Consider the following 26,397-nt stretch of genomic DNA (forward strand, 5'->3'; position numbering starts at 1 on the left):
TTCTTGACAGTGTGACCACTGAAGGGGCCAGCGGAGACGTTTATCGCGCCGTTATCCAGGCTGGCGGCGCGGTAGTCGCCAGCTTCAGCAACAATATCAGCAATACCTCCACCACGGCGAACGCCCCGGGCTATAAGCCTGGCCTCAGTGCCCCCGGGCTGAACCTGTCTGGCGGTCCGACCGTTGCGTCTGGCGCTAAGGCCACCGGGCTCGGCGCGGCAAGCAGCCAAAGCGTTGCCGCACCGCAGGCGACCATTAACCTGCCCGGCGGTGGGAGTGGCATAGGCAATGCGGAAGCGCTCACCAGCCGCAATGCCGGTAATAACGGTCTGGCATCGATTGATAACCGTCCCCAGAGCATCGGCGATTTTGGCCAGGCTGGCGGCAAGCTGGCTGACGTTCACCTGCAGGCTGCAGGCTTAACCTCCCAGAACGGTGCGAACGGTACGCCGGTTGATTTGAGCGGGACCGGTGCAGCCCTGGTGGTTCCCGGCAGCACGGGTGGCAAGCATTCGACTATTGCCAGCGATGCCGTATCGCTGGCGGGTCAGCAGCAGTCGGGGACAAGCGGAACGTCCGCGCTGGCTTTGCGCGATAAGATCGGTGAAATCGCTGCGGTAACGGCTCAGATCATTTCGCTTTCCAGCGGCGGGAAAACGCCTCCGCCACCGGGTTATAACTACCGTCCTGTTTCGCTTACCGATATCTCGTCGGTTGCCCCAGCGCTGACCAGCAATGGTTCGCCGATTAAGCTGAGCGACTATCCGCTACCGGCCAACAATAACGGCTATTTTGTGGCAAACCGCGATCCGAAAAGCCCGTATCTCATTGTTACCAACCCGAAACTGGCGGGTTTAGGGCAACTGGATAGCAGCCTGTTTAATGATTTGTACAAGCTGGCCGGGACAACGCCGCCTTCGGCGCCGCAGGAAACCCGTACAACCTATACCGATACCACGCAGTTCCTGGGTTCGGATTATTTCCTGGCGCGTCTGAATCTGCGTCCGGAATATGATTACCGTTTCCTGGGCGATGCGGCCTTCGACACCCGCTACGTCAGCAATCAGATCCTGAACGAGACCGGTAGCCGCTACGTTAACGGCGTGGGCTCCGACCTTGAGCAGATGCAGTATCTGATCGATCGCGCCGCTCAGGCCCGTGACAAGCTGGGGTTACAGCTCGGCGTCAGCCTGTCGGAAGAGCAGGTTGCCTCGCTGGATTCCAGTATCCTGTGGTGGGAAAACACGGTGATTGAGGGACAAAATGTCCTCGTGCCAAGGCTGTACCTGTCGGCGAAGGACGTGGCGTTTAACAAAGGGAGCATTATCGCCGGGAACCAGGTGATCCTTAATGCTGGCAGCATCACGAATGACGGCAGTACGCTGCAGGGTAAAAGCCTGCTGGCAGCCAGCAGCCAGAGCACAATCAACAACATCAATGGTGGCCTGATCGGTTCCAGCGGAAGCCTGCAGCTTAGCGCCCTGGGCAATATCAATAACGTGGGGTCCACCATCAGCGGGCAGACGGTTAGCCTTGAGAGCGTGGGGGGCAGTATTGTTAACCAGACGCTGACCAACCAATGGAATATCTCGGGTACCACGAACGGCTGGAACAGCCAGGCCGTCTCGCTGACGCAAACCGACCTGGGCGCACTTGCTTCTATCAAAGCGACGGACAGCCTGACCCTGAGCGCCGGGAAAGATATCATCAATACTGGCGCTAACCTCAGTGCTGGCGGCGATATGTTGCTAAAAGCGCTGGATGATATCTCTGTTACAGGGAATCAACTGGTGACGCGCGACCGTTATGGCCGCAATCTCAATGAGACCGTCACCAACCAGGGCAGTACGGTCACCAGCGGAGGCAACCTTGGCCTGCAGGCAGGTCACGATCTGAACGTTACGGGCAGCAATCTGACGGCCGGAGGCAGCGCTGCGCTTTGGGCGGGTAACGATCTGGTGCTAGATGTGGCGCAGAATAGCCGCCACAGCCAGACCGCGAAAACGGATTCCCTGAAGACGGATAATACGCGTACGGTCATTAGCGCTGGCGACGATCTGACGCTGGCCGCAGGCCGCGATCTGCGCAGTAACGCCGCGGCGCTTGCCGCACAGGATCGCGTGGGGCTGCAGGCCGGACGGGATATCGATCTGCTGGCGGCAGAGACCACAACCAGCGACAAATACAGCGCGAAGAAAAAGGTCGAGATCAACCAGTCCGTGCGCCAGCAGGGAACGGAGATCGCCAGCGGCAGCAGCACCACAATCATTGCGAACCGTGATGTTAATACCCAGGCGGCGCAGGTCACAGCACACGGGGATATTGGCGTGGGCGCAGGGCGGGACATAAATCTCGCCACCGCTACCGACAGCGATTACCACTACAAAGAGCAGACCAAAACTAAGAAAGGTTTCCTGAGCAAGAAAACCACCCACACCATCGAGGAGAACAGCGCGACGCGTGAATCCGGCTCATTGCTGAGCGGCGATAACGTGCAGGTGGTGGCGGGCAATAACCTGCGGGTGTCAGGCTCCGCCGTGGCGGGCGATGGCGACGTGCAGCTTAAGGCGGGCAACAACGTTGATATCGTTGCAGCCACTAACACCGACACCTCCTGGCGCTTTAAGGAAGAGAAAAAATCCGGCCTGATGGGCTCAGGCGGGATTGGCTTCACCATCGGCAGCAGCAAAAGTACCCAGGATCTCCGTGAGAAGGGCACCACCCAGAGCCAGAGCTTCAGTACGGTGGGTTCGACAGGGGGAAGCGTGGATATCGCTGCCGGTAATCAGCTTCATGTCGGCGGTGCGGACCTGGTGGCGGGCAAGGACATGGCGCTCACCGGTGACAGCGTGGCGATCGAACCGGGTCATGACAGGCTTACCAGCGATCAAACCTTCAAGCAGAAAAGCAGCGGCCTGACGATTGCCCTCTCCGGCGCCGTGGGTGACGCAGTGAACGCTGCCGCCAGCACGGCAATGGCGGTAAAAGAGCAGAGCGATGGTCGTCTCGCAGCGTTACAGGCGACCAAAGCTGCGCTTTCGGGTGCCCAGGCCGTGCAGGCCAACCGTCTCGCAGAAGTAACCCACGGCAGCGACCCCACCAGGAATGGTGCGTTCGGTGTGATGGCCTCGATTGGCGGGCAATCTTCTAAATCCACTTCACATTCGGAGCAGGATAAGACCACCGGCAGCACGCTGAATGCTGGTAATAACCTCGCCATCACGGCGACAGGTCAGGGACATGCAGCCAACAGCGGTGATATTACCGTGGCGGGCAGCCAACTGAAGGCGGGCAAAGATCTGACGCTTAATGCAGCCCAGGATATCAGCCTGGCGGGCGCAGCCGATACCAACAAGCTGACGGGCAGCAACTCCAGCAAAGGTGGCTCGGTCGGCATCGGTATCACCGCCGGTCCGAAAGGTGCGGGTATCACCCTCTCTGCCAGCGTAAACGCTGCAAAAGGTAAAGAAAAAGGTAATGGAACCTCCTGGAACGAAACGACGCTGGATGCCGGGCAGACTGTCAGCCTCACGAGCGGCCGCGACACGGTGCTGAAAGGCGCACAGGTCAATGGCGATAAAATCACGGCGGATGTCGGGCGCGACCTGACCCTCAGCAGCCTGAAGGATAGCGACAAATACAACAGCAAACAGCAGAGCATGAATGCTGGCGCAAGCTACACCTGGGGTGCGGGCGGCGGTAGCGGTAGCTTTAGCATCAGCCGCGATAAGATGAAGAGTAATTATGACTCGGTGCAGGAGCAGACCGGGATCTTTGCAGGCAAAGGCGGCTTTGATATTAACGTCGGCAACCATACGCAGCTGGACGGTGCGGTGATTGCCAGCCGTGCTGACGCAGACAAAAACCGCCTGGAGACGGCGACGCTAGGCTTCGCGGACATCAACAATAAAGCGGAGTATAAGGTTGAGCATCAGGGCGTGGGCTTCAGTACCGGCGTCGGGGTTGCAGGTAATCTGGTTGGCAATATGGCCAACACCCTGCTGGCAGGGATGGGGAGCAGCGGCAATGCGGAAGGGACCACGCAGTCAGCGGTGGCCGACGGCGCTATCATCGTTCGCGACCAGGCTAATCAGAAGCAGGATGTCAGCACGCTCAGCCGTGACACTGACCATGCCAACGGCAGTATCGACCCGATCTTTAACAAAGAGAAAGAGCAAAAACGACTGCAAACCGCACAGATGATTGGCGAGATCGGCAATCAGGTTGCGGATATTGCGCACACCAACGGCAAGATTGCGGCCACGGAAGCGGCCAACGAGAAGATGAAAACCGCTGGCGGCGATGAGCGTAACGCCGCCATCAGCCAGCTGAAAAAAGACGGTAAAGAGGTTACCGATCAGGCAATTCATGATCAGATGTACCAGACCTTCTATAACGAAGCGTTCAACAAGTCTGGCATGGGAACGGGGCAGAGCACCCAGCGCGCCATCACGGCAGCAACGGCAGCCGTTCAGGCGCTTGCAGGAGGAGACATAAAAGCTGCGATTGGCGGCGGTGCCGCGCCGTATATCGCCAATGCCATCGCTAATGCCATACCCGAGACGGATCTTAAAGGACGTGTGCTGGCCCATGCTGTCGTCAACGCCGCGCTTGCAGCGGCTTCCGGCAGAGATGCTGCTTCCGCCGCAGCCGGTGCGGCGGTGGGCGAGCTGGCCGGTAAGATTGCGGTTGATGGCTTTGGTAAAAAAGTCAGCGAACTGAGCGAGGAAGAGAAACAGACGGTATCTGCGCTAGCGACACTGGCTTCTGGCCTGGCTGGCGGACTCGTCGGAGACAGCAGCGCGAATGCGGTAGCGTCGGCGCAAGCGGGCAAGACGACAGTTGAGAATAACTCGCTCAGTGCACAGGATGAGAAAAAACGCCAGGACGCGAAGTGGTCATTGCCGTATATCAAGGACGCAACAGAAAAAGCGAAAGCTGAAAAGCTGATTGCTGATCTTAATGCGAAGGATAAAGCATTCGATGTAGCGCTGGATAAAGCCTGCCAGGGACTGTCGTCATCAGCATGTCAGGGGATGAGGCAGGAGCTGGCTGTAATGGGTCAGAGCTATGATGAGCAGATGGATGGTCAGTATGTCGGCACAATGGGCAGTGTGTATAAAGACGGTGCCGAGAAAATTGCCGGGCAGCAGTGGCAGTACGCCACCGCTGATGCTAAGGCACAGCGTGACGCCAGTGTTGAGTTAATAGGCAAAAACTGGGGCGTCAGTCCGGAAACCGCCGCGATACTTTATGATGGAATGACGGCCGTGCACAGTACTGCGGCTGTTGCTGGGTCTCTTTATGGGATGAGAGGCCCGAGTACGGTAACTGTTTATCGCGTTGAAGGGACACCAAACACTCGCCTTTTGATTGGAGATAATGGACAAGTTACTATCACTGGCAGTACAACCTTATATTTAAATTTTGGCGATAAAGCCAGAGCTATAGCGTTTTTTGAAAAACGCAGCATCCAAAATATGGACGATGCAACGATCAAAACATTTGAAGTACCCAACTCTGTTTTGGATGATTTGAGAAGAACGGCTGTCAAAGAGAGTGTCGCCAGATTGCCAGAGAACAAAGGAAAGCCTGTGATTGCTGATCCAACAAAAGCTAAAGATCAGTATGGGATAAGACCTGAAAAGCTGAAAGAATTGCAAGATAAGATCATTCAGGGGACGGGAAAAGATGCAAGTAAATGACGAAGTATTACGGCAAATTGTTTTAGAAAGGGAGAGGTTAACAACCCCTCCCCAGGCGATGAGTAAGGCATCTGGAGTCGGAATCGCCAGGTTCGTTGTGTCGTGTAATGATGCTTATTTAGTTTTGACACTTGCGAAAGATGTTATGACTATTATAAATAATTATTCGACACAAAATTGGCCGTCTCTTGATAGATGGTTAAATATACTTCCACTTCAATTTACTCATTGTTTCTTGCCTGAGTTATCGGAAGTCGAAAGGGAAAAACAAACAAAAGACTGGGAAGCCCTGACATACGAAGAGAAACTAACTGAAGCTTCTCATGATGAACAGTGGACGTTATCGTCATGGTTATCATGGATGGAGCCAAATGAGCGTGAATGGTTTTGGTGGGATACTATTATTTTCGATATGCCCTTAAATAATACCCACTTTTTAATAGAAGTAACGACTTTGGACTCAATGTTTATGGCCGGAGCATTGAAAAAGTTATTTAAAGCCTGTGGAGCGATAGACGTTGTCTCAGAAGATGACCTGTAGATAAACAATTCCAAACTCTACTATTCCGGGATTGATGGCATGCTTGCGCCGGGGGAGATCTGGTCGCGAATACGCAGCAGCAGCCGCTCGTCGCCAATCTCGATGTTAATCTGAAACGCGGCCACCAGGTTGGCACCGCCCCCCTTCGCTTAAAAATAATTCTGCCGTGATGGAATAAAATCCTACAAGCGGCATCTTATTGCGAATGATAACGAGCCCACGACGAGTGCAGACCTTATGCCACCTAATGACGCTGAAAATAACCAGCTGCGAGAGCTGATCCCCGGACTGCGCCGTTTCGCCCTCTGGCTGATTCGGGATGTCCATGTAGCCGACGATCTGGTTCAGACAACGCTTGAGCGTGCCCTGGATAAATGGACAACACGACGCCCCGATGCCTCGTTAAAAAGCTGGTTATTCACCATTCTTTATCGCGAGTTCCTGATCGAGAAACGCCGCACAAAGCGCTACTGGGGATTGCTCAGCAGAATGAAAAGCGATGACAATCCTGCCTGGCCGTCAGCAGAGCAAGAGATTGCAACGCAAAGTATGCTGGAAGCCTTTGGTCGTTTGACGGAAGAACAACGGAGTTTGTTGATACTCATTGCCATTGAAGGACTGAGTTATCAGGACGTTGCCCATGTGATGGATATTCCCATCGGCACCGTGATGTCCCGATTGTCCCGGGCCCGCCAGGCACTACACCGTCTGGGTGAGGGTGACGTCCCACAGCCGATATTGAGACTGATGAAATGAAAATACCGCCTAACGAGCACGATTTGCATGCGTACGTCGACGACCAGTTGGATGCGAGCGAACGCGTTGTCATTGAACGTTACCTGGCGCAGCACCCGCACATTGCCCGTCAGGTTCAGGGCTGGCGGGAGGATGCACAACGCCTGCGTGCCACGCTGGCAGGGCTGCCTCTGCCCGACGTAACTACCACGCTGGATCCTGCCGCGATACGCGCCCGACAGGTGCGTCGAACCCACAGCCGTATGCGGCTGGCCGCCTCTTTTGTTTTGTGTATTGCGCTGGGTTTGCTGGGGGGCTGGCAGGCTCACAGCTGGCAAAGCCCCGCCAGCGCGCCGATGGGTGATGCGCTCAGCGCCTACAAGCTGATGGTCATAGAGAAGAGCATGACCGCCGATTTTACTCCGGATGGACCGAAAGCGCTGACAGCGTGGCTCACCCAGCATGTTGGTACGAGCGCACAAATGCCGGATCTGCGTCAGGCTGGCTTCACGCCGGTGAGCGGTCGCCTGTTTGCTACGGAACAGGGGGCCGCCGCGATGGTGCTCTATCGGGATCATGCCGGGCATACCCTTAGCTTTTATATTCGTCCACCGGACCCTCGCCAGCCGCTGCTTTCTACCGGGCAGCGCAGCGCAGAAGGTCTGGTTGCCCTTTATGGTTCCTCGCAGGGGTTGAACTACGCCGTCGTCGGCCCGGCTGGCATGGTCAATAATCCGGCCATTTCCCGCGAGCTGAGCAAACGGATCTGACGACGTCATTGTCCGTTGCGGAAAAAATAGTTTTTTTGCAACAGTCGGGAATAAACGGCGCGCTGAAGCATCTCTTACACAGGTCTGCATGATGCAGACCTGGATGAATAAGGATTGAGAGATGAGAAAAGCAACGCTAGCCACTCACGGTTTTTTCATGGCGTCTTTATTGCTTGCAGGTACTGCCTTCCCGGTTTCCGCAAGCACGACGCCGCTGACAAAAGCGGTCAAACAAAATTTTGATGGCGAAATCCAGAACAATACGCTGGCAGTGAGCCCGAATGAAAAACAGGCCGTTGTTGCACGCAGCGGACAACCTGAAGTCATTGTTTACGACTTGACGACCGGTACCGTCAGCGCGGTGCTGAAGCACTTCAACACTCCGCGAAATATCGTATTTGCACCGGACGGTAAGAGTTTCTATGTCTCGGATAGCAGTCTGGGCCTTATCGAGCGCGTGGATGCTTCGACCTTCGAAACGCGTGAATACTATGCCGCAGGCCCTGGCGCGTTTGGCACGGTGTTAAGCAAAGATGGCAAGACGCTCTATATCAATAATCAGGCCAGCAACGCAGTCATCAGTATGAATACTGAGACGAAAATTGCGAATGCCGTGATCACCGGGTTTTCGCAACCCCGACAGGGTGTGCGACTCAGCCCGGATGGCCGGGTGCTGTATGTTACCAACTTCGTTAGCGACAAAATCACCCTCGTAGATACCGCCACCAACAAAATCATCGGTGAAATTGGCGGGTTTAATAAGATCCGCGCCATTTCCGTGACCGCAGACGGGAAAACGCTGTTTGCCGCCAATAGTGGGAATGACACCATTTCGGTCGTCGACACCACCGCGCAAAAGGTGACTGACACCATTCCTGTCGGGAAGCAACCGTATGGTGCGGCGCTGTCGCCAGACGGTAAATTCGTTTACAGCGGCAACCTGGGTGATAACAGCGTCTCTATTATCGACGTGCAGACACGCAAAGCGATCGCCACCGTGAAGGGCTTTAACGAACCGCGACAGGCCATCGTCTTTACCGCAGATAACCGATATGCCTGGGTACTGAACAAAGATTTGAGCATCTCCAGAATTGATCGTGAAACGCAACGTATTGTGTCCACGATCAAACGCTGAAGACCTGAAACTTACGCAAAGAGAATGACATGAAAAAAACAACACACAACGTTTTACTTGCTGCACTGCTGGCTCTGGTTTCTGGGCAAAGCGTTGCTGCCGTAAAGGATGACGCGCTGGCGCATTTTAACGCTATCGCCGACGGGAAAACCGCAGATCTCAAGCAACAGTACGCGCAAGACGCGCGTCTGGATTGGATAGGAGGGCCGCTGGACGGCATTTATACCTCATCTGACGCGATTGGCGGAGTATGGAGCAAATTCATCACGGCCCAGGGAAAACTGAGCCACAAAGTCGATAATCTGAATGAGGTCACAAACCCGAAAGGGAGTACGGTCACCGCACGTGTTCAGTTTGCCGGGAAAACGACAATCAATGTCTTTTATGTCCTGACCTACCGCGAAGGCAAAATCATCAATGAAACGTGGCAGATTGATCCTGCAAAAGGTTAAAAAACGGCTGACCCCAGTTATATCCCGCCAGTTCGGCGGGATTTTTTTATGCATCACAGCGAGTTACTGAACAATAACCCGTCCATTTAGCGGCTGGAGTGGGCGGTTATTGCTGTGCTCAAGTGCTTGCTTAAATGTTTCCAGCTGTTTTTCAGATAGGTTTACCGTATTTTTCATCACCAGCCAGCGCAACCCTTCAGTACAGGGTGGGGTCGTCAGTGAGCCGCTGAAGCGATAATAGTGGAGATCGGCCGGAAACAGCGGGCGGAGGTCGAAGCGTTTATCAATCGAGACTTCGTGGTTCTTCTCTTTCGGAAGACGCGCCAGCAGCGGGGACAGAGCGGTGTTTTCAGGGCCAACCTCGAACATAACGGCAAGCACCGCGATGTCGCCGTCTTCGCTGGCATGGACAAAGTGCGCCTCAAGCGGGAAGGATTTACCGTTAATCCGGTTCTCGCTCGGGGTATGGAAATGATACTGGCGCAAGATAAACGTGGTGTCATCCAGACGGAATTCATCTTCATCTCCAGCAGTGACCTGAAGAGTGTGACCGTTGTTGACAAGCTTTTCTGCTGCGGTATGAAAATCCAGAATCAGCGGCGGCAGTGTGGCATCAAAGGGATGGCGGATATCGATAGGGGATTGGTATTTCCCGGTCTTGCAGGTGGAAAATGTATCACTGAGTTCTCCCCAGTTGTCCGGTCCACCTTTTCCTTCATACGCCCAGTGCGGGGGCGATTCCGCGAAGGCGGAAACAGACAAAACGAACAGGGATGCAGTAAGGACTCGTTTCATGATGTGTCTCTATAGTTAAAGCGGATAAAGATAGAGATGACATCGTATTAAGTCCTACAAGACCCGTCCTGAAACGTGTTTTAAAGTGGAAAATGAAAGACGTTACCCCAGCCTCTCCACCCTCGTCTCCCCCTCAACCATCGACAGCTGATACAGCGAAAACGATCTCTGCTTCTCAATCAACGTCGCCAGCTCCGGCGAGTGGCTGGTGAGCCAAATCTGCGAGTAGCGGCTGGCCTCGGCGATTAAGCTCGCCAGCGCGGGCAGCATCTGTGGGTGCAGGCTGTTTTCCGGTTCGTTCAACGCGATAAATGCTGGTGGACGCGGGCTGAGCAGCGCCACCGCCAGGCATAAAAAGCGCAGGGTGCCGTCGGAGAACTCCGCGGGTTCCAGCGGCCTGCTCAGCCCTTCGCGCTGCATCATCATGCGAAAACGTCCGCCGGTGTTGTCGCTGTAAAACACGCAGCCGGGGAAGGCCTGGTCGAGGATGCGCATCAGCAGCAGCTCGTCGCCAATCTCCACAATGGTCTGAAACGCCGCCGCCAGGTTGGCGCCGTCGCTGGCCAGCACCGGCGAGCGAAAGCCGACCTGCGGGGCGCGCATCGCCGAGCCGATTGATACAGAAAACTCATGATAAAAGCGCCAGTTACGCAGGGACTCGCGCATCTGCGACACTTCCGGGTAAAGGTGCGGTTCGCCGAGCTGCCCGAATACCGATTCGTTCTCGTACAGCGTGCCGCTGTGGGTCACTTTTTCATGATGCACGTTGTTCAGAAACACGGCCTGATTCCTGCGCTTCATCAGCTGGGACGAGGGGCGTCGGTGCTGGCCGCTCAGCCAGAGAGATTCTTCCTTGATCACCGGGTCGAGCTGGAACTGTGAGGGATACGGCAGCTTCTCCACAAACCCGACCTGCAGCTCGTATTCGTAGGTCTCAGTTTCTACCGCCAGATTCATCCGCCGCAGCTGGTCGCTGCGGGTTTTGCCTGCCCAGAACACCTTCAGAATGCCGCCCTCGTTCGCCAGCGCCTGGGAAAACTGCCCTTGCGCGGCGCTGTGCATCAGGTGTATCGCCTTGTAAATATTGGATTTTCCTGTGCCGTTCGGCCCGAAGACGATGTTTAGCTGCTCCAGCTCCAGCGACATCTCGCGGATGGAGCGGTAGTTTTGTATGTGCAGGGTGTTAATCATTTTTGTTCCCACGCAAAATTTCCCTGAAATGCGTGACCAGTGGACGCTGGTTGGCCTTATGCCACGCCGCCCACAGTTGAGTTGAGTAAGGCATCCACGTTAGTTCGCGCAGTATCACCCCTTCCGGTGCGTTATGACGCAGGCTGTGCTGGATGAGCGCCAGTCCAAGCCCGGCGGCCACAAGCCCCAGTGCCGTTAGCGGTTCACCCGCCTCCAGACGAATGGTCGGGTTAAATCCAGCCTTCACGCAGGCGGCAACAAATTCGTCGCGGGAGTGAGCATCATCGTTGTGAATGACGGCAATCCACTCCTGATCCGCCAGTTGCGCGGGCAAAAGGACTTCTTCCTGAGCCAGAGGGTGATGTTGCGGCAATGCCAGCAGCATTTTGTCATCCAGCACCTGAATATATTCCAGGTCTTGCTCGCTTTCCGCAGGTGGCGTGTCGACCAGTGAAAAGTCGAGGCTGCGCTGACGCAACCCTTCGATCTGCGTGGCGGGTGGTTGGCTGTAAAGGGCTATATGAACGTCCGGGCGGGACTGGCGCAGTGTGCGTAAGGCGGTAGAGAGCACACCGGAGTGCATCGCGTTTTCAATATAGCCGATACACAACCCCCCATCCTCACCGCGGCCTAAGCGCTTTCCGAGGGACTCCAGACGGTTCGCGTGGGTCAGCAGGGAGCGGGTCTCAGCGAGGAAAGTTTGCCCGTCGGCGGTTAAACGTATGCGCTGCTGGTTGCGTTCAAAAAGCATCAAACCGAGGCGTTCTTCAAGCTGGGCAATCTGGCGGCTCAGCGGAGACTGAGAGATATGCAAACGCTCGGCGGCACGGCCAACGTGCTCCTCTTCTGCCACCACCACGAAATATTTCAGCTGTCGTAAATCAATCATATCAGACCTCAAAGGACTCAAGTTAGACGAATTATGTCCTATCAAGTCATAACCTCGCAAGGTATTGTGATCAGCGTCACAGGGCGACAGCGAAATCGCCCGACCTGAACCCAAAAACTGAGGACATCTTATGAGTATCAAAAATCTGTTACCTGCAAACATCGGCCTGGGCGGCGCACCGCTGGGCAACATGTTCCGCAACATTCCTGAGGATGAAGCATTGGCCACCGTACACGACGCCTGGAAACTGGGCGTGCGTTACTTCGACACCGCACCGCTTTATGGCTCTGGCCTTTCCGAACTGCGCATGGGTGAAGCGCTGTCTCAGTATCCTCGCGACGAGTATGTGCTGAGCACCAAAGTAGGCCGCATCATGCTCGACGAGATGGAAGATCCCGCGACCCGTGATTTTGGTGAGAAAGGCGGTCTGTTTGAACACGGTCTGAAAAACAAAATTCTCAATGATTACTCCGCTGATGCCACGCTGCGCTCTATTGAGGATAGCCTGAAACGACTGAAAACTGACCGTCTGGATATCGTCTGGATCCACGATCCAGCGCAGGATTTCTACGGTGACAGCTGGCTGGAACAGTTCAATGTGGCGCGTACCGGTGCGTTCCGTGCCCTGACTCGCCTGCGGGAAGAGGGCGTCATTAAAGCATGGGGTCTGGGCGTAAACCGAGTCGAGCCGTGCGAGCTGACGCTGGCGCTGGATGAGCCTAAGCCCGATGCCTTCCTTCTGGCGGGCCGTTACTCTCTGCTCGACCATAAACGCGCCTTACAGCGTCTGATGCCAGAGGCGCTGGAGCACAACGTCGATATCGTGATCGGCGGTCCCTACAGCTCAGGCGTGCTGGCCGGAGGGGAGCACTTCGAATATCAAAAAGCCTCTCCGGCTATTCATGAGCAGGTGGCACGTATTCAGGCTGTTGCCGCGCAGTTCAACGTGGATGTAAAAGCTGCGGCACTGCAGTTTGCGCTGGCGAATCCGGCCGTCGCCGCCGTGATCCCTGGCTCCAGCCGCCCTGGCCGTATGGCTGAGGATTTGGCTGCGCTAAAAGCCACCATTCCAGCGGCATTCTGGGAAGAGATGCGCCGTCAGGATCTGGTTGCTGAGAATGCACCGCTGCCCGTTCGTTAATCACCGCGGGGTCGTCAGGCCCCCAATACTTACATGAGAAATATGATGAAACTGGATCTTACCGACAAAATTGCGGTGGTGAGCGGCTCTACGTCCGGCATCGGGCTCGGCATTGCCGACGGGCTGGCACAAGCGGGAGCCACCGTCGTGGTGGTTGGCCGTCAGGAAACCAGCGTGGCCACAGCGATTGCCAGCATTAAAGCAAAAAATCCAGCCGCGCTGCTGCGTGGTGTGGTGGCTGACCTTAGCACCGAACAGGGTGTTGCCGCACTGATCGCCGCCGTGCCTGTCGCCGATGTGCTGGTGAATAACCTTGGCATATTTAACGACAAAGACTTCTTCACCGTGCCAGACGACGAGTGGATGCATTTCTACAACGTCAACGTGCTGTCCGGCGTCCGCCTGGCGCGGCACTATGCGACAGCCATGGCAGAGCAAGGATGGGGACGCATTATTTTCGTGTCGTCCGAATCTGGCGTGGCCATTCCCGGTGACATGATCAACTACGGCGTCACCAAAGCCGCTAACCTGGCGGTTTCGCATGGACTGGCAAAACGGCTGGCGGGCACAGGCGTCACCGTGAATGCGATTCTGCCCGGTCCGACATTTACTGATGGCCTGAAAACGATGCTGGCCGAGGCTGCCGAAAAATCAGGCCGTAACGCACGTGAACAGGCCGATGAGTTTGTCCGCAGCGCGCGCCCCAGCTCGATTATTCAGCGCGCCGCGGATGTGGAAGAGGTGGCAAACCTCGCCGTTTATCTGGCATCACCGCTCTCTTCCGCGACCACGGGTGCTGCCCTGCGTGTGGATGGCGGTGTTGTCGACACCCTCGCAATGTAATCCTACATTACTGATATTAAGAGAGAATAATCATGGCTAATACAACAGTATCTATTGAAATTCCGGCATCTGCCGAAACGGTGTGGCAACTGATGGGGGGCTTTGATGCCCTGCCAGACTGGCTACCGTTCATCCCAGAAAGCGTCTCCTCTGAAGGCGGGCGCGTACGTTCGCTGACCACGGCTGATGGTGGCACCGTGATTGAACGTCTGGAAGCGTTTGATAACCGCCAGCGCAGCTACAGCTACTCGATTATGAAAGCGCCCTTCCCGGTGGTGGATTATCTTTCCACCATTACGGTACATGAAACGGCCGACAGCAACGTCTCACGTGTAGTGGTACGGTGAATTCACGCCGGTAAATGTTTCTGACGCAGAGGCCCAGGCCCTGTTCAGCGGGATTTACCAGGATGGGCTGGAAGCGTTGAAAAAGAATTTTGTCGCATAATCCTCAGAGCGCCGTTTTACGGCGCTTTTTTTTGCCGATCGTATGGGTTAAGCGCAAAAAAGAGACGACAGTGAGGATGTCGTCTAAACGGGGTACTGCTTTGGGCCTCTATGGGTCAATGGGGCCTTCGCATTTTTTTCATCACTTGACTGCCAGACGCAGACCCAAATCATCAGGATAGGGATCAAAGTAGTTTTGCGTCATCAGATACCGGTCGGGGTATTCGGCCAGGTAGTGCTTCAGCAGCGTGATCGGCGCGAGGATAGGCAACTGTCCGTTGTGATAATGCAGGATCACATCGCGCAGCTCGCCGCGCTGGCGGGTGTTGAGCTGGTTACGAAAATAGCCCTGAATATGCATCAGCACGTTGGTGTGATTCTTCCGCGAGGCGGGTTTTTTCAGGATGGTCATCAGCTTTTCCCGGTACGCTACGAAGAAAGCGTCCAGGTCTTCCCACTCGTGCAGCGAGGCAACGAACGGGCCGATTTCGCGGTAACCCGCCTGATGGTGCGCCAGCAGCTGAAGCTTGTAACGGCTGTGGAAGTCCAGCAGCGCGCGGCGCGTGAGGCCATTTTTACGCAGCGTGTTAAGTTCGTGCAGCGCAAAAACGCGCTCGACGAAGTTTTCCCGCAGCACCGGGTCGTGCAGGCGTCCATCCTCTTCAACGGGCAGCCACGGCCAGGTTTCAAGGAGGGCGGCGGTGAACAGCCCGACCCCCTCCTTGCGGCCCCGGTTGCCGTTTTCATCATACAGCCGCACGCGTTCCATGCCGCAGCTTGGGGATTTTGCACAGACAACAAAGCCAGCGAGATCGCCGATTTTCGGCAAATAATCTGCCGCAAAGTCGGCCATTTTCTGCGTAACGTCTTCGTGAGGCGCGTGGCTGAAGCGCATCTGCGTTTCTCCGTCTGTCGTGACGATCAGACGCAGCGCCGGGCGAGGCGTCGGCAGGCCGATGGCCATCTCCGGGCAGACGGGCCTGAAATTCACCCACTGGGCCAGCTCATCCATGATGAAGCCCATGCGCTTATGTCCGCCGTCAAAGCGAACGGCGGATCCGGTCAAACATCCGCTAATACCGAGCACAGGTTTCGTTGTCATGGTGTTGTCCTCCCGTTCATATAACTAAAACTTACACAACATGACTAATTTGTCCAAGTATTCGCGGAACTATTTTTTATAATCCTTTAAAATCAATGCCTCTTAACTGCCCTTGTATGTCGAGTAGCCGTACTGGCTAAGCAGAAGCGGGATGTGTAGCTTCTCGTTGGTGCTGGTCACGGTAAACAGCACCGGGATCTCCGGGAAGAAGGTATCCAGCTTTTTGCCGTGGAAATACTCTGCGGTTTTAAAGGTTACTTTGTACACGCCAGGCTGCATGTCCTGATCCTGCGGATAGAGCGATTTGATACGGCCATCGTGGTCGGTTTTGCCGCTGGCAATCGGGGTCCATTTGTCCTGCTGCTGCTTCTCCAGCGTAACGGTCACGTCTGATGGCGGCATTCCGGTTTGCTGGTCAAGAATGTGGACGCTTAGCGTGCCGGCAGGGGCGCTAAAGGCGGCAGGGGCAAAGGCCATCGAGGCCAGGATCAGCAGAGGGGCAGTTTTTTTCATGGTGTTTTCCTGTTGAGTTATTCGTCACAGGAAAACGTTAGCATCTGCGGCGCGGGAAAATATTCAACTTTTCGTGAAGATTCCCGCAGGAGAAAATTATCAGAGGATAATCACTTCAAGCGATACCTGCTGCTGCCACTGCTCCACCTGCTTTTTCCGCCCGGCGGTGAGTTTGCCGCTGGTGACCAGCAGCCATTTACGCTCCGGGAAAATTTCCGGTGCCAGCGCGTCAGGCGGAACCGGCAGGATGTCGATGCGGTGGCCCTGCCCGGTGCGCGTCAGGGCTTCGAGCCAGATCTCGCACGGGTCATTCAGGTGCCAGCCGCTGAGCAGAATGTTATCGCCTGGCGCTATTTTATCGCCTTCGAGGCAAAACGAGGTGTAGGCGATAATGATGCCGTCGAGGATCGCGCGCAGGGTCATGGCGGCGGCGACGTTGGCCGAAACCTGGCTGCGCAGAGGGCGCAGCACGTTCGCGACCAGCTCCGGCCTTGGGTATTCGCGTCCGGCGTCGTAAATCATCTGGCGCAGGGACTCGACTTTGCCGTCCTGCAGGCGCTGCAGCATGTTCTGCTGCAGGGTTTGCCAGTTGTTGGTCCGACCCGGCATCGGGCGTTCCAGCAGCGGTTTGACCTGGCCGATCGGGACGCCTTTTTTTACCCAGTCGAGGATTTTGAGCGCCTGCTGGACGTCCTCATCGCTGTACTGGCGGTGGCCGCCTTCCGTGCGCTGTGGCTTGAGTAAACCATAGCGACGCTGCCACGCCCGCAGGGTGGTGGCGGTGATGCCGCTGAGTCGGGCGAATTCGCCGATGGAGTAAGCCATGTCCGTGTCCAGAGTGGAGGAATACTCTCAATATACTACGAATTTTCCCGAACGGGATGAAGCGCCGAAACGGTGCACTACACTTAACATCCAACCGCGCAAATGAAAGGAATTCTCATGAAGCTATGGCCTGTTGTGACCGGTGTTGCCATTGCGCTGACGCTGGTCGCCTGTAAATCCCCCACGCCGCCGAAGGGCGTGCAGCCTATTACCAACTTTGAAGCCAGCCGCTATCTCGGAAAATGGTACGAGGTCGCCCGTCTGGAAAACCGCTTTGAACGCGGGCTGGAGCAGGTAACCGCCACCTACGGCAAACGCAGCGACGGCGGCATCAGCGTGCTTAACCGGGGCTACGATCCGGTGAAGAACAAGTGGAACGAGAGCGAAGGGAAAGCGTACTTTACCGGCGAACCGACCACCGCCGCGCTGAAGGTATCGTTCTTCGGCCCGTTCTACGGCGGCTATAACGTGATCAGGCTGGACGATAAGTACCAGTACGCGCTGGTGAGCGGCCCGAACCGCGATTACCTGTGGATCCTGTCGCGCACGCCGACCATCCCGGATGCGGTGAAGCAGGATTACCTGAACACCGCGCGCAGTCTGGGCTTCCGGGTTGATCAACTGGTGTGGGTGAAGCAATAAAAATCGTGCTTTCTTCCTGGGGCATTACTGGCTCGCCTGGATAGACTTCCGTTAAAAGCCTAACGGAGGGACGACAATATGAACTGGCAGCCTTTTCGCGGCGATCCACCGGAAAATATGACGATTTTCAGCGCGTCATTTCCCGACGTCAGCGACCAGTGGCCGATGAAAGACGACGCTGCCCGTGAGATCGCCTCCCTTGATCGCGCCCTGAAAGCCGAGCCAGCGCTCCGGCCGCCGAGGGTGGAATACGACGAAGGGGGGCAGGCCGTGCTTGTCCCGCAGAACCGCTATTCCGAACAGGCCTTCCGTAACCGTCCGGCGCTCGCCGCGTGGCGCACCCGGCTGGTGCCCTCTGCGCTGGCGCTGTTTGTGGTGCAAAACCCGCTGGAGGACCGCCTGCCCGACGGCACAAAAATGGACAGCGACAGCCGCCAGTGGTTTATCCACGCCAACGATGCCATCGGCGTGCGCTCCCGCGCCCGGGTGCTGGCCGCGCTGGTGGATAAGTACATTCACAACGAGAGCGAGAACAACTGGGTCAGCCTCGCGAGCGGCGCCGCCATTCCGGTGCTGGAGGCGCTGCGCGAAGCAAAGCTCGACGGCCAGCAGGTCTATCTCACGCTGGTGGACAAAGACCCGGTAGCGCTCAGCTGGGCCGAAACCATGGCGGCGCAGGAAGGCATTGTGGTGGGCGAACAGCTGACCCTGCTCAGGCGCAACCTGCTCCATACGCTGGTGCGTAACGAGGACCTGCTGCTGGAGCTGGGCGAGCACCAGGCCGAACTGGTCGACGCGCTGGGGATCTTCGAATACTTCAACGATACCGATGCGGTGATTTTTCTCCAGCGCGCGCTGCGGCTGGTCAAACCCGGCGGCGCGGTGATTGTGTCAAACATGCTGACCAGCAGCCCGCAAATTGACTTTGTGCTGCGGGGTATCGGCTGGGAGGATATTCACCCGAGGTCGTTACAGCAGCTGCAGGATATCCACCTCGCGGCGGGCGTGCCGATAGAAAACGTCACCGTGGTTGTGCCGAAGGATGGGGTGTACGCGGTGATGGAGATTAAGGTTTAGCTCGATCTGTTCCCTCTCCCTGAGGGTGTACGGTCCGGGGACATAGTGAACACTTGTTCGGGGACATGGTAGACACTTACAACTGAGGCATAAGAACCCGTTTATGGAGTCGCTTATGCCCTGGGATGCGAGAGATACCATGTCATTACGTACCGAGTTTGTTTTGTTCGCCTCGCAGGACGGGGCGAACATCCGTTCCCTCTGCCGTCGCTTTGGCATTTCACCTGCCACCGGCTACAAGTGGCTTCGCCGCTGGGCTCACGAAGGCCCGTCCGGCCTTCAGGACCGCCCGCGCATACCGCACCATTCCCCGAACCGCTCATCTGACGACATCACTGCCCTGCTGCGCATGGCGCATGACCGTCATGAACGCTGGGGCGCCCGCAAGATTAAGCGCTGGCTCGAAGACCAGGGGCACCCCATGCCCGCCTTCAGCACCGTCCATAACCTCATGGCCCGTCACGGCCTGCTGCCGGGCGCTTCACCGGGCATTCCCGCCACGGGACGCTTCGAACACGACGCGCCGAACCGCCTCTGGCAGATGGATTTTAAGGGCCACTTTCTCTTTGGCGGTGGCCGCTGCCATCCGCTCACCCTGCTGGACGACCACTCCCGTTTTTCCCTGTGCCTGGCGCCCTGTACCGATGAACGGCGCGAGACCGTGCAGCAGCAGCTGGTCAGCGTGTTTGAACGCTACGGCCTGCCGGACCGGATGACGATGGACAACGGCTCACCGTGGGGCGACACCACCGGCACCTGGACGGCGCTGGAGTTGTGGCTGATGCGTCTGGGTATCCGGGTGGGGCACTCCCGGCCTTACCATCCGCAGACGCAGGGCAAGCTGGAGCGTTTTCACCGCAGCCTGAAGGCGGAAGTGCTGCAGGGAAAATGGTTCGCGGACAGCGGTGAGCTGCAGCGCGCCTTCGACCACTGGCGGACGGTCTATAACCTTGAACGCCCGCACGAGGCGCTGGATATGGCGGTACCGGGCTCGCGGTATCAGCCGTCAGCCCGGCAGTACAGCGGCACCATGACGCCACCGGAATACGACGAGGGCGTCATGGTCAGGAAAGTGGATGTCAGCGGAAAGCTGAGCGTGAAAGGGGTAAGTCTGAGCGCAGGCAAGGCGTTCAGGGGAGAACGGGGCGGGCTGAAGGAGACGGTGAAAGATGGCTGCTATGAAGTGTGGTGGTACAGCACGAAAGTGGGGGTGATCGACCTGAAGAAAAAGTCGATCACCATGGGTAAAGGATGTTAAAAAGTGTTCACCATGTCCCCGAACACCTGTCTACCATGTCCCCGGACTGTACAAGGGAGAGGGTTAGGGTGAGGGTGGAACAGACCGCAAAGCGTGGCTTGAAATAGCTCGGTTTTCCAATCATGATCCCCCAATGAAAATAGAAACCGCACTCCCCTCACACTTCGAACGTCTGGTCGCGATCTGGGAATCCTCCGTCCGTGCCACCCATCACTTTTTACAGGAAAGCGATATTGCGGCGCTGCGCCCGCTATTGCTCAACGCCTACCTGCCTAACCTCAAGGTTGTGATCGCTCGCGATGACGCAGGCGTTATTCACGGTTTTTTAGGCGTGGATGAAAACCGCATTGAAATGCTGTTTGTGGATGACGCGAGCCGGGGAAAGGGCGTCGGGAAATTGCTGCTGCAACACGCCATCGAAGAGTTTGGCGCGAACGAGGTGGACGTGAATGAGCAGAACCCGCAGGGCGTGGGATTTTATCGCCATATGGGGTTTGAGCAGGTCGGACGCTCGGAACTGGACGGGCAGGGGAATCCGTTTCCGTTGCTGCATATGCGGTTGGGTGAATGCTAACTTAACGCAAATATCACGCTTGTTAGATATGAAATGCAACGCGTTTTCCTGTGGGAAGTTCAACGTCGATACAGAGTTTTCCACCCATTGCTTCGATGTAACGCTTAAGCGTGGCAATTTTTAGTTCATTTCCACGTTGCTCAAGCTGCGTTACTGCGGGTTGGCTCACCCCCATCAGATCGGCAACATTTTTTTGCGAAAGCCTCAGCTCTTCACGTAAAAGTTGTAGACCCGTCTCGAGGATCATTTCATCTGCCATCTCTTTAATACGTTGTTGGCTTTCCGGTGAACGTGACGCAATCACTTCATTTAAGGTTTTCACTTGGTTGCCTCCAGGCTTGTCAGATGAAAGGAAAATTCGGCATCTGCGATGCGAATCATTTTTTCATAAAAGGCTTTGTCATTACTCTTATCGCCCGCGCAAAGCACAATGGCTTGACGGATAGGATCAAATGCGAAGAAAGCACGTATCGGACGACCAGCATATTGAATACGTAATTCCTTCATATGGTTATACCGTGAGCCTTTAACCGTATCTGCATAGGGGCGAGGAAGACGTGGCCCATAGTTTTGCAGATTTAACAGGTCTGCCAGTACCTTATCCTGTAATCCTTCTTCCTGCTCAAGCAGCCATTGCTCGAATACCTTTCCGAACAGAACCGTCCACATGCTTTCGTCCATGATAAGCTGTAGCTTATAAATAGAATATAAGCTGTAGTTAATAAATGCAATGGCTGTCATCGACAGCCAGGCTGTTAGTGGCAAGAGTATGACAAAGAAGGGAAATCAAGCGGATCGCGCAATTAAAAAATTGCGAGGCGCTTTCCAGCGTATTTTCTATTCATGCTGGCTAGTGAACTATCCGGGATAACCGGTTAGTTGAATGTTAATCAACTTTGCGACCAGAAAATTTTTTCATGAGATACCCATTAATAGTTCGAACATCTTTACCTTACAGATCGGCCATGGCTGCCGGAGATTGGATTACGGCTCAAGAAAAAGAAACCAATTTTGACCGCACAAAGAGCACGATGAAGAACATCCGGTTCGAGGATGAGCTTTTGGAACAGATTGAAAAGGCTGCGGGTAAGGGGAATTTTAATAAGTGGGTGAAAGAGGCTTGTAGGCTTAGGCTTTTGAGTGAGTAGTCATCAAAGCTTTATAGGTAGTGTTAACGATAAAATAGATGATAAGTTCGGAATATATGTTACAAACTTATCATTGATGATGATTTTATAATTATCATTTATATAATTAAAATGTATCAGTCGATTTTAACCGAATCTGCTTTTAAATTTTTGCGAACTGATTCGTCGTTGCATTTTACCATTACAATTGGGACATAAATGTTGTTTCTTCCCTTCAATTTCCCATGTGTAGTATTTCTTCTTAAAGGGATTATGACAGATATCACACTGTCTGGGCTTCAATATAGCACCAATAATGACCATTAAAACTACAGCACCTATAATCCATTCCATTACGGATTCCCTTGGTGATAATTTTGAAAAGGGGGAGAGAATAACACTCAATATTTAAATGAATAAGTGATCATGTTCACATAAGGTGACTGGAATGGGCGAATCTATTTATTAATAAAGTTTTTATTAAAGCGGATGGCATTTTTGGCGGAAGATCACAGGAGTCGAACCTGCCCGGGAACGCTGGCGCCCCCAACTGGATTTGAAGTCCAGCCACCTCACCGGAGATGACGATCTTCCGCGCCTGCATTGCTACATGGAGGCGGGGCGCATTATAGCTACTTTCAGGCATTTACCACATACCCCCACACACTTTTTTCACCTCTCTTTTGACCTGTACACCCCTGTTTCAGTTAATTCTTAAGAAAATCCTCAGGTTAGCCTTTCGTGCTGCCAACATTTACCGCGATCACAAAAAACAAGAAACGTAATTTGCTAACCAGAAAACGCAATACCCGCCTTTGAAACAATGGTTTAAAACCAATGCAACCGGTCTCAGCGCCCCCTACAGCGTGAAGGATAAAAAAAGATGAGCGAAGTATTGTCAGTAAGAGAGAAGATTGGCTACGGCATGGGAGACGCCGCCAGCCACATCATTTTTGATAACGTCATGTTGTACATGATGTTTTTCTACACCGATATTTTCGGCATTCCCGCCGGTTTTGTCGGCACCATGTTCCTGCTGGCCCGCGCGCTGGATGCGATCTCCGACCCGTGCATGGGGCTGATTGCCGACCGCACCCGCAGCCGCTGGGGCAAGTTCCGTCCGTGGATTTTGTTCGGTGCGATACCATTCGGTATCGTCTGCGTGCTGGCCTACACCACGCCGGACCTTAGCCTCAACGGTAAAATGGTCTACGCCGCCGTGACTTACACGCTGCTGACGCTGCTCTATACCGTGGTCAACATCCCCTACTGCGCGCTGGGCGGCGTGATCACCAACGACCCGACGCAGCGTATCTCCCTTCAGTCCTGGCGCTTCGTGCTGGCGACCGCGGGCGGCATGCTTTCCACGGTGCTCATGATGCCGCTGGTGAACCTCATTGGCGGCGACGATAAGGCGTTCGGCTTCCAGGGCGGCATCGCCGTGCTGTCGGTTGTCGCTTTCCTGATGCTGGCGTTCTGCTTCTTTACCACCAAAGAGCGCATCCAGGTGCCGCCGAGCACCACCTCCATGCGGGAAGACCTGCGCGACATCTGGCAAAACGACCAGTGGCGCATCGTTGGCGTGCTCACCATCCTCAACATCCTCGCCGTCTGCGTGCGCGGCGGGGCGATGATGTACTACTGCACCTGGATCATGGGCTTGCCGGAGGTGTTCGTCGCGTTCCTCACCACCTACTGCGTCGGCAACCTGATCGGCTCCGCGCTGGCGAAACCGCTCACCGACTGGAGATGCAAGGTCAGCATCTTCTGGTGGACCAACGCCGCGCTGTCGGTGGTCAGCGTGGCGATGTTCTTCGTCCCGATGCACGCCACCGTGCTGATGTTCGGCTTCATCTTCGTCATCGGCGTGCTGCACCAGCTGGTGACGCCGATTCAGTGGGTGATGATGTCCGATACCGTCGACTACGGCGAATGGAGCAACGGCAAGCGCCTGACCGGCATCAGCTTTGCGGGCACGCTGTTCGTGCTGAAGCTCGGCCTGGCGCTGGGCGGGGCAATGATCGGATGGATGCTGGCAGGCGGCGGCTACGACGCGGCGGCCAAAACCCAGAACAGCGCGACCATCAGCATCATTATCGGCCTGTTCACCCTGGCCCCGGCGGTCTGCTACGTGCTGAGCGCCATCATCGCTAAACGCTATTACACGCTGAAAACCCCTTTCCTGACCAAAATCCTGGGCGAGCTGGCGCAGGGCGCGCGCCGCAATCAGCAGGAGTTTGAAAACCTGCCGGCCAGCAAAGAATTGCAGAACTAAGAGGACGAGAGTATGAAAATCAGTGATGGAAACTGGCTTATTCAACCGGGCCTGAACGTGACGTATCCGGTGCAGGTGTTCGACGTGGAGCAGCAGGGCAATGACCTGGTGGTGTTTGTTGCGCCGCGCGACGTGCGTGAACGCACCTGGCAGCTTGACACGTTGATGTTCACGGTGCGCCTGTTTGCCCCGCAGGAAGGGATTGTCGGGGTGCGCATCGAGCACTTCCAGGGCGCGCTGAATAATGGCCCGCACTACCCGCTGAACGTTCTGAAAGACGTGAAGGTAGAGATTGAAAACAACGCCGATTTTGCCGAGCTGAAAAGCGGCAGCGTCAGCATGCGTGTCACCAAAGGCGAGTTCTGGGCGCTGGATTTCCTGCGCAACGGCCAGCGCATTACCGGCAGCCAGCTGAAAAACAACGGCTACGTGCAGGACAGCAATACCGAACGCAATTACGTGTTCGAACGTCTGGATCTGGGCGTGGGGGAAACGGTCTACGGTCTGGGCGAGCGCTTTACCGCGCTGGTGCGCAACGGCCAGACGGTCGAAACCTGGAACCGCGACGGCGGCACCAGCACCGAGCAGTCCTACAAAAATATCCCGTTCTACCTGACCAACCGCGGCTACGGCGTGCTGGTGAATCATCCCGAGAACGTCTCGTTTGAAGTCGGCTCCGAAAAGGTCTCCAAGGTGCAGTTCAGCGTGGAAGGGGAATATCTTGAGTACTTCGTGATCGACGGCCCGACGCCGAAAGAGGTGCTGAACCGCTATACGCGGTTCACCGGGCGTCCGGCGCTGCCGCCTGCCTGGTCGTTCGGCCTGTGGCTCACCACCTCGTTCACCACCAACTACGACGAAGCGACGGTAAACAGCTTTATTGACGGCATGGCCGAGCGCGACCTGCCGCTGCACGTCTTCCACTTCGACTGCTTCTGGATGAAGGCCTTCCAGTGGTGCGACTTCGAGTGGGACCCGGTGACCTTCCCGGATCCGGAAGGGATGATCCGCCGCCTGAAAGAGAAAGGGCTGAAGGTCTGCGTGTGGATTAACCCGTACATCGGCCAGAAATCCCCGATCTTCCGGGAGCTGAAAGAAAAGGGCTACCTGCTCAGGCGCCCGGACGGCTCCCTGTGGCAGTGGGACAAATGGCAGCCGGGGCTGGCGATTTATGACTTCACCAACCCGGAAGCGTGCCGGTGGTATGCCGACAAGCTGAAAGGCCTGGTGGATATCGGCGTCGACTGCTTCAAGACCGACTTTGGCGAGCGTATCCCGACGGACGTGCAGTGGTTCGACGGGTCCGATCCGCAGAAGATGCATAACCACTACGCCTACATTTACAACGAACTGGTGTGGAACGTGCTGAAAGAGACGGTGGGGGAGGAAGAAGCGGTGCTGTTTGCCCGTTCGGCGTCCGTCGGTGCGCAGCAGTTCCCGGTGCACTGGGGCGGCGACTGCTACGCCAACTACGAATCGATGGCTGAAAGCCTGCGCGGCGGGCTGTCGATTGGCCTGTCCGGCTTCGGGTTCTGGAGCCACGATATCGGCGGGTTCGAAAACACCGCCCCGGCGCACGTCTACAAGCGCTGGTGCGCGTTCGGGCTGTTCTCCAGCCACAGTCGTCTGCACGGCAGCAAATCCTACCGCGTGCCGTGGGCGTACGATGACGAGTCCTGCGACGTGGTGCGCCACTTCACCCAGTTGAAGTGTCAGCTGATGCCGTATCTGTATCGCCAGGCGGCGCTGGCGCGTGAGTTCGGCACGCCGATGCTGCGGGCGATGATGCTGGAGTTCCCGGACGATCCGGCGTGCGATTACCTTGACCGTCAGTACATGCTGGGGGATTCAGTGATGGTCGCGCCGGTGTTCTCTGAGGCGGGGGACGTACAGTTCTACCTGCCGGAAGGCCGCTGGACGCACCTGTGGCACAACGACGAACTTCAGGGCAGCCGCTGGTATAAGCAGCAGCACGATTTCATGAGCCTGCCGGTCTACGTGCGCGACAATACCCTGCTGGCGCTGGGTAACAACAACCAGAAGCCGGACTACGCGTGGAATGAGGGGACGGCCTTCCAGCTGTTTAACCTGGACGATGGCGCAACGGCGGTAAGCGAGGTGCCTGCGGCGGACGGTTCAGTGGCGTTTACGCTGAAGGCGTCACGTCGGGGAGACATTGTGACCTTTACCGGCGCGGGAGACGCGCAAAACTGGTCGGTGTGCTTGCGCAACGTGCAGAAGGTGAGCGGCGTGAAGGGCGGTTCACTCGCGGGCAGCGAGTGGGGCGTGGTGGTGAAAGCGGAGGGGGAAGTGGTGGTGGTTCACTTCTGAGCTGGAAAAATTCCCGGTGGCGCTTCGCTT

At 56.0% G+C, this 26,397-nt stretch carries 22 protein-coding genes, 1 tRNA gene and 3 pseudogenes; 17 read left to right on the forward strand and 9 right to left on the reverse strand.

Translation table 11 applies throughout. The features are described from left to right. Positions 1–1,634: 1,634 nt before the first annotated feature. From V1603_RS03370 to V1603_RS03400, 7 genes and pseudogenes are all read left to right on the forward strand, one after another. Positions 1,635–4,883 (forward strand): annotated as a pseudogene (locus V1603_RS03370) (hemagglutinin repeat-containing protein); the annotation flags it as partial. A gap of 51 nt (positions 4,884–4,934) precedes the next feature. After that, positions 4,935–5,705: pseudogene (locus V1603_RS03375) on the forward strand (DUF6862 domain-containing protein); the annotation flags it as partial. After that, positions 5,692–6,246: a hypothetical protein gene (locus tag V1603_RS03380; RefSeq protein ID WP_116342920.1), complete on the forward strand. Its 555-nt coding sequence runs from the start codon at positions 5,692–5,694 to the stop codon at positions 6,244–6,246. The pseudogene V1603_RS03375 and the gene V1603_RS03380, both read left to right, overlap by 14 nt. A 237-nt stretch (positions 6,247–6,483) precedes the next feature. Beyond that, on the forward strand, positions 6,484–7,002 hold the full coding sequence (locus tag V1603_RS03385) for a sigma-70 family RNA polymerase sigma factor (protein WP_116342922.1): 519 nt from the start codon (positions 6,484–6,486) through the stop codon (positions 7,000–7,002). Further along, positions 6,999–7,751 carry an anti-sigma factor gene (locus tag V1603_RS03390; protein WP_116342924.1) on the forward strand — a complete coding sequence of 251 codons (753 nt, stop codon included), beginning with the start codon at positions 6,999–7,001 and terminating at the stop codon, positions 7,749–7,751. The genes V1603_RS03385 and V1603_RS03390 overlap by 4 nt, the downstream gene beginning before the upstream one ends. 157 nt (positions 7,752–7,908) lie before the next feature. Beyond that, positions 7,909–8,886: a YncE family protein gene (locus tag V1603_RS03395; protein ID WP_233003478.1), complete on the forward strand. Its 978-nt coding sequence runs from the start codon at positions 7,909–7,911 to the stop codon at positions 8,884–8,886. A 29-nt stretch (positions 8,887–8,915) separates the two neighbouring features. Beyond that, positions 8,916–9,338: a nuclear transport factor 2 family protein gene (locus tag V1603_RS03400; protein ID WP_116342928.1), complete on the forward strand. Its 423-nt coding sequence runs from the start codon at positions 8,916–8,918 to the stop codon at positions 9,336–9,338. Positions 9,339–9,401: 63 nt separating this feature from the next. Here V1603_RS03400 and V1603_RS03405 read toward each other — a convergent pair whose 3' ends face one another. The 3 genes from V1603_RS03405 to V1603_RS03415 form a co-directional block, all read right to left on the reverse strand. After that, on the reverse strand, positions 9,402–10,133 hold the full coding sequence (locus V1603_RS03405; RefSeq protein WP_116342930.1) for a carbonic anhydrase: 732 nt from the start codon (positions 10,131–10,133) through the stop codon (positions 9,402–9,404). A gap of 102 nt (positions 10,134–10,235) precedes the next feature. Next, a complete protein-coding gene (locus V1603_RS03410; protein ID WP_395313496.1) occupies positions 10,236–11,324 on the reverse strand; it encodes an AAA family ATPase in 1,089 nt (362 codons plus the stop codon). After that, positions 11,317–12,213 carry a LysR substrate-binding domain-containing protein gene (locus V1603_RS03415; RefSeq protein WP_044597397.1) on the reverse strand — a complete coding sequence of 299 codons (897 nt, stop codon included), beginning with the start codon at positions 12,211–12,213 and terminating at the stop codon, positions 11,317–11,319. The genes V1603_RS03410 and V1603_RS03415 overlap by 8 nt, the downstream gene beginning before the upstream one ends. A gap of 130 nt (positions 12,214–12,343) precedes the next feature. Between V1603_RS03415 and V1603_RS03420 the strand changes: the two genes are divergently transcribed. From V1603_RS03420 to V1603_RS03430, 3 genes and pseudogenes are all read left to right on the forward strand, one after another. After that, positions 12,344–13,354, forward strand: a complete 1,011-nt coding sequence (locus V1603_RS03420) for an aldo/keto reductase (RefSeq protein ID WP_063155219.1) — start codon at positions 12,344–12,346, stop codon at positions 13,352–13,354. Between the two features lie 45 nt (positions 13,355–13,399). Next, positions 13,400–14,197, forward strand: a complete 798-nt coding sequence (locus tag V1603_RS03425; RefSeq protein ID WP_048960252.1) for an SDR family NAD(P)-dependent oxidoreductase — start codon at positions 13,400–13,402, stop codon at positions 14,195–14,197. 32 nt (positions 14,198–14,229) lie between these two features. After that, positions 14,230–14,644: pseudogene (locus tag V1603_RS03430) on the forward strand (SRPBCC family protein). A 141-nt stretch (positions 14,645–14,785) separates the two neighbouring features. On the opposite strand, the gene V1603_RS03435 reads toward V1603_RS03430, so the two are convergent. The 3 genes from V1603_RS03435 to V1603_RS03445 form a co-directional block, all read right to left on the reverse strand. Continuing rightward, on the reverse strand, positions 14,786–15,745 hold the full coding sequence (locus tag V1603_RS03435) for a YbgA family protein (protein ID WP_395313497.1): 960 nt from the start codon (positions 15,743–15,745) through the stop codon (positions 14,786–14,788). A 102-nt stretch (positions 15,746–15,847) separates the two neighbouring features. Further along, positions 15,848–16,258 carry a hydroxyisourate hydrolase gene (gene uraH, locus V1603_RS03440; protein ID WP_048960254.1) on the reverse strand — a complete coding sequence of 137 codons (411 nt, stop codon included), beginning with the start codon at positions 16,256–16,258 and terminating at the stop codon, positions 15,848–15,850. Between the two features lie 99 nt (positions 16,259–16,357). Further along, on the reverse strand, positions 16,358–17,083 hold the full coding sequence (locus V1603_RS03445) for a MerR family transcriptional regulator (RefSeq protein ID WP_395313498.1): 726 nt from the start codon (positions 17,081–17,083) through the stop codon (positions 16,358–16,360). 117 nt (positions 17,084–17,200) lie between these two features. On the opposite strand from V1603_RS03445, the gene V1603_RS03450 reads away from it, so the two are divergent. The 4 genes from V1603_RS03450 to V1603_RS03465 all read left to right on the forward strand — a co-directional run bounded on the left by V1603_RS03450 (position 17,201) and on the right by V1603_RS03465 (position 20,634). Continuing rightward, positions 17,201–17,725, forward strand: coding sequence for a lipocalin family protein (locus V1603_RS03450; protein WP_008500115.1), 525 nt, complete (start codon positions 17,201–17,203; stop codon positions 17,723–17,725). A 78-nt stretch (positions 17,726–17,803) separates the two neighbouring features. Next, positions 17,804–18,802, forward strand: coding sequence for a class I SAM-dependent methyltransferase (locus V1603_RS03455; RefSeq protein ID WP_395313499.1), 999 nt, complete (start codon positions 17,804–17,806; stop codon positions 18,800–18,802). 103 nt (positions 18,803–18,905) lie between these two features. Then, positions 18,906–20,060, forward strand: a complete 1,155-nt coding sequence (locus V1603_RS03460) for an IS481 family transposase (RefSeq protein WP_395313500.1) — start codon at positions 18,906–18,908, stop codon at positions 20,058–20,060. A gap of 133 nt (positions 20,061–20,193) precedes the next feature. Further along, positions 20,194–20,634: an acetyltransferase gene (locus tag V1603_RS03465; protein WP_116342941.1), complete on the forward strand. Its 441-nt coding sequence runs from the start codon at positions 20,194–20,196 to the stop codon at positions 20,632–20,634. 22 nt (positions 20,635–20,656) lie between these two features. Here V1603_RS03465 and V1603_RS03470 read toward each other — a convergent pair whose 3' ends face one another. Further along, positions 20,657–20,956, reverse strand: coding sequence for a helix-turn-helix domain-containing protein (locus tag V1603_RS03470; RefSeq protein WP_032661956.1), 300 nt, complete (start codon positions 20,954–20,956; stop codon positions 20,657–20,659). After that, entirely contained in the window at positions 20,953–21,303 is a 351-nt protein-coding gene (locus V1603_RS03475) for a type II toxin-antitoxin system RelE/ParE family toxin (protein WP_032662102.1), read from the reverse strand. The genes V1603_RS03470 and V1603_RS03475 overlap by 4 nt, the downstream gene beginning before the upstream one ends. A 296-nt stretch (positions 21,304–21,599) precedes the next feature. Between V1603_RS03475 and V1603_RS03480 the strand changes: the two genes are divergently transcribed. Further along, complete coding sequence (locus V1603_RS03480; RefSeq protein ID WP_395313501.1) at positions 21,600–21,782, forward strand: YlcI/YnfO family protein; 183 nt, start codon at positions 21,600–21,602, stop codon at positions 21,780–21,782. Positions 21,783–22,260: 478 nt separating this feature from the next. Here the strand turns inward: V1603_RS03480 and V1603_RS03485 are convergent. Beyond that, a tRNA-Sec gene (locus V1603_RS03485) sits at positions 22,261–22,355 on the reverse strand. 289 nt (positions 22,356–22,644) lie between these two features. Between V1603_RS03485 and V1603_RS03490 the strand changes: the two genes are divergently transcribed. Together V1603_RS03490 and yicI are read left to right on the forward strand one after the other, a co-directional pair. Further along, the gene (locus tag V1603_RS03490; protein WP_395313502.1) at positions 22,645–24,036 is read left to right on the forward strand and encodes a glycoside-pentoside-hexuronide family transporter; all 1,392 of its coding nucleotides are present in this window, start codon (positions 22,645–22,647) and stop codon (positions 24,034–24,036) included. A gap of 12 nt (positions 24,037–24,048) precedes the next feature. Then, positions 24,049–26,367, forward strand: coding sequence for an alpha-xylosidase (yicI, locus tag V1603_RS03495; protein WP_395313503.1), 2,319 nt, complete (start codon positions 24,049–24,051; stop codon positions 26,365–26,367). Positions 26,368–26,397 lie beyond the last annotated feature (30 nt).

It is taken from the genome of Enterobacter sp. ECC-219 (genome assembly GCF_043966805.1).
GTDB classification, from domain to species: Bacteria; Pseudomonadota; Gammaproteobacteria; order Enterobacterales; family Enterobacteriaceae; genus Enterobacter; species Enterobacter cloacae_N.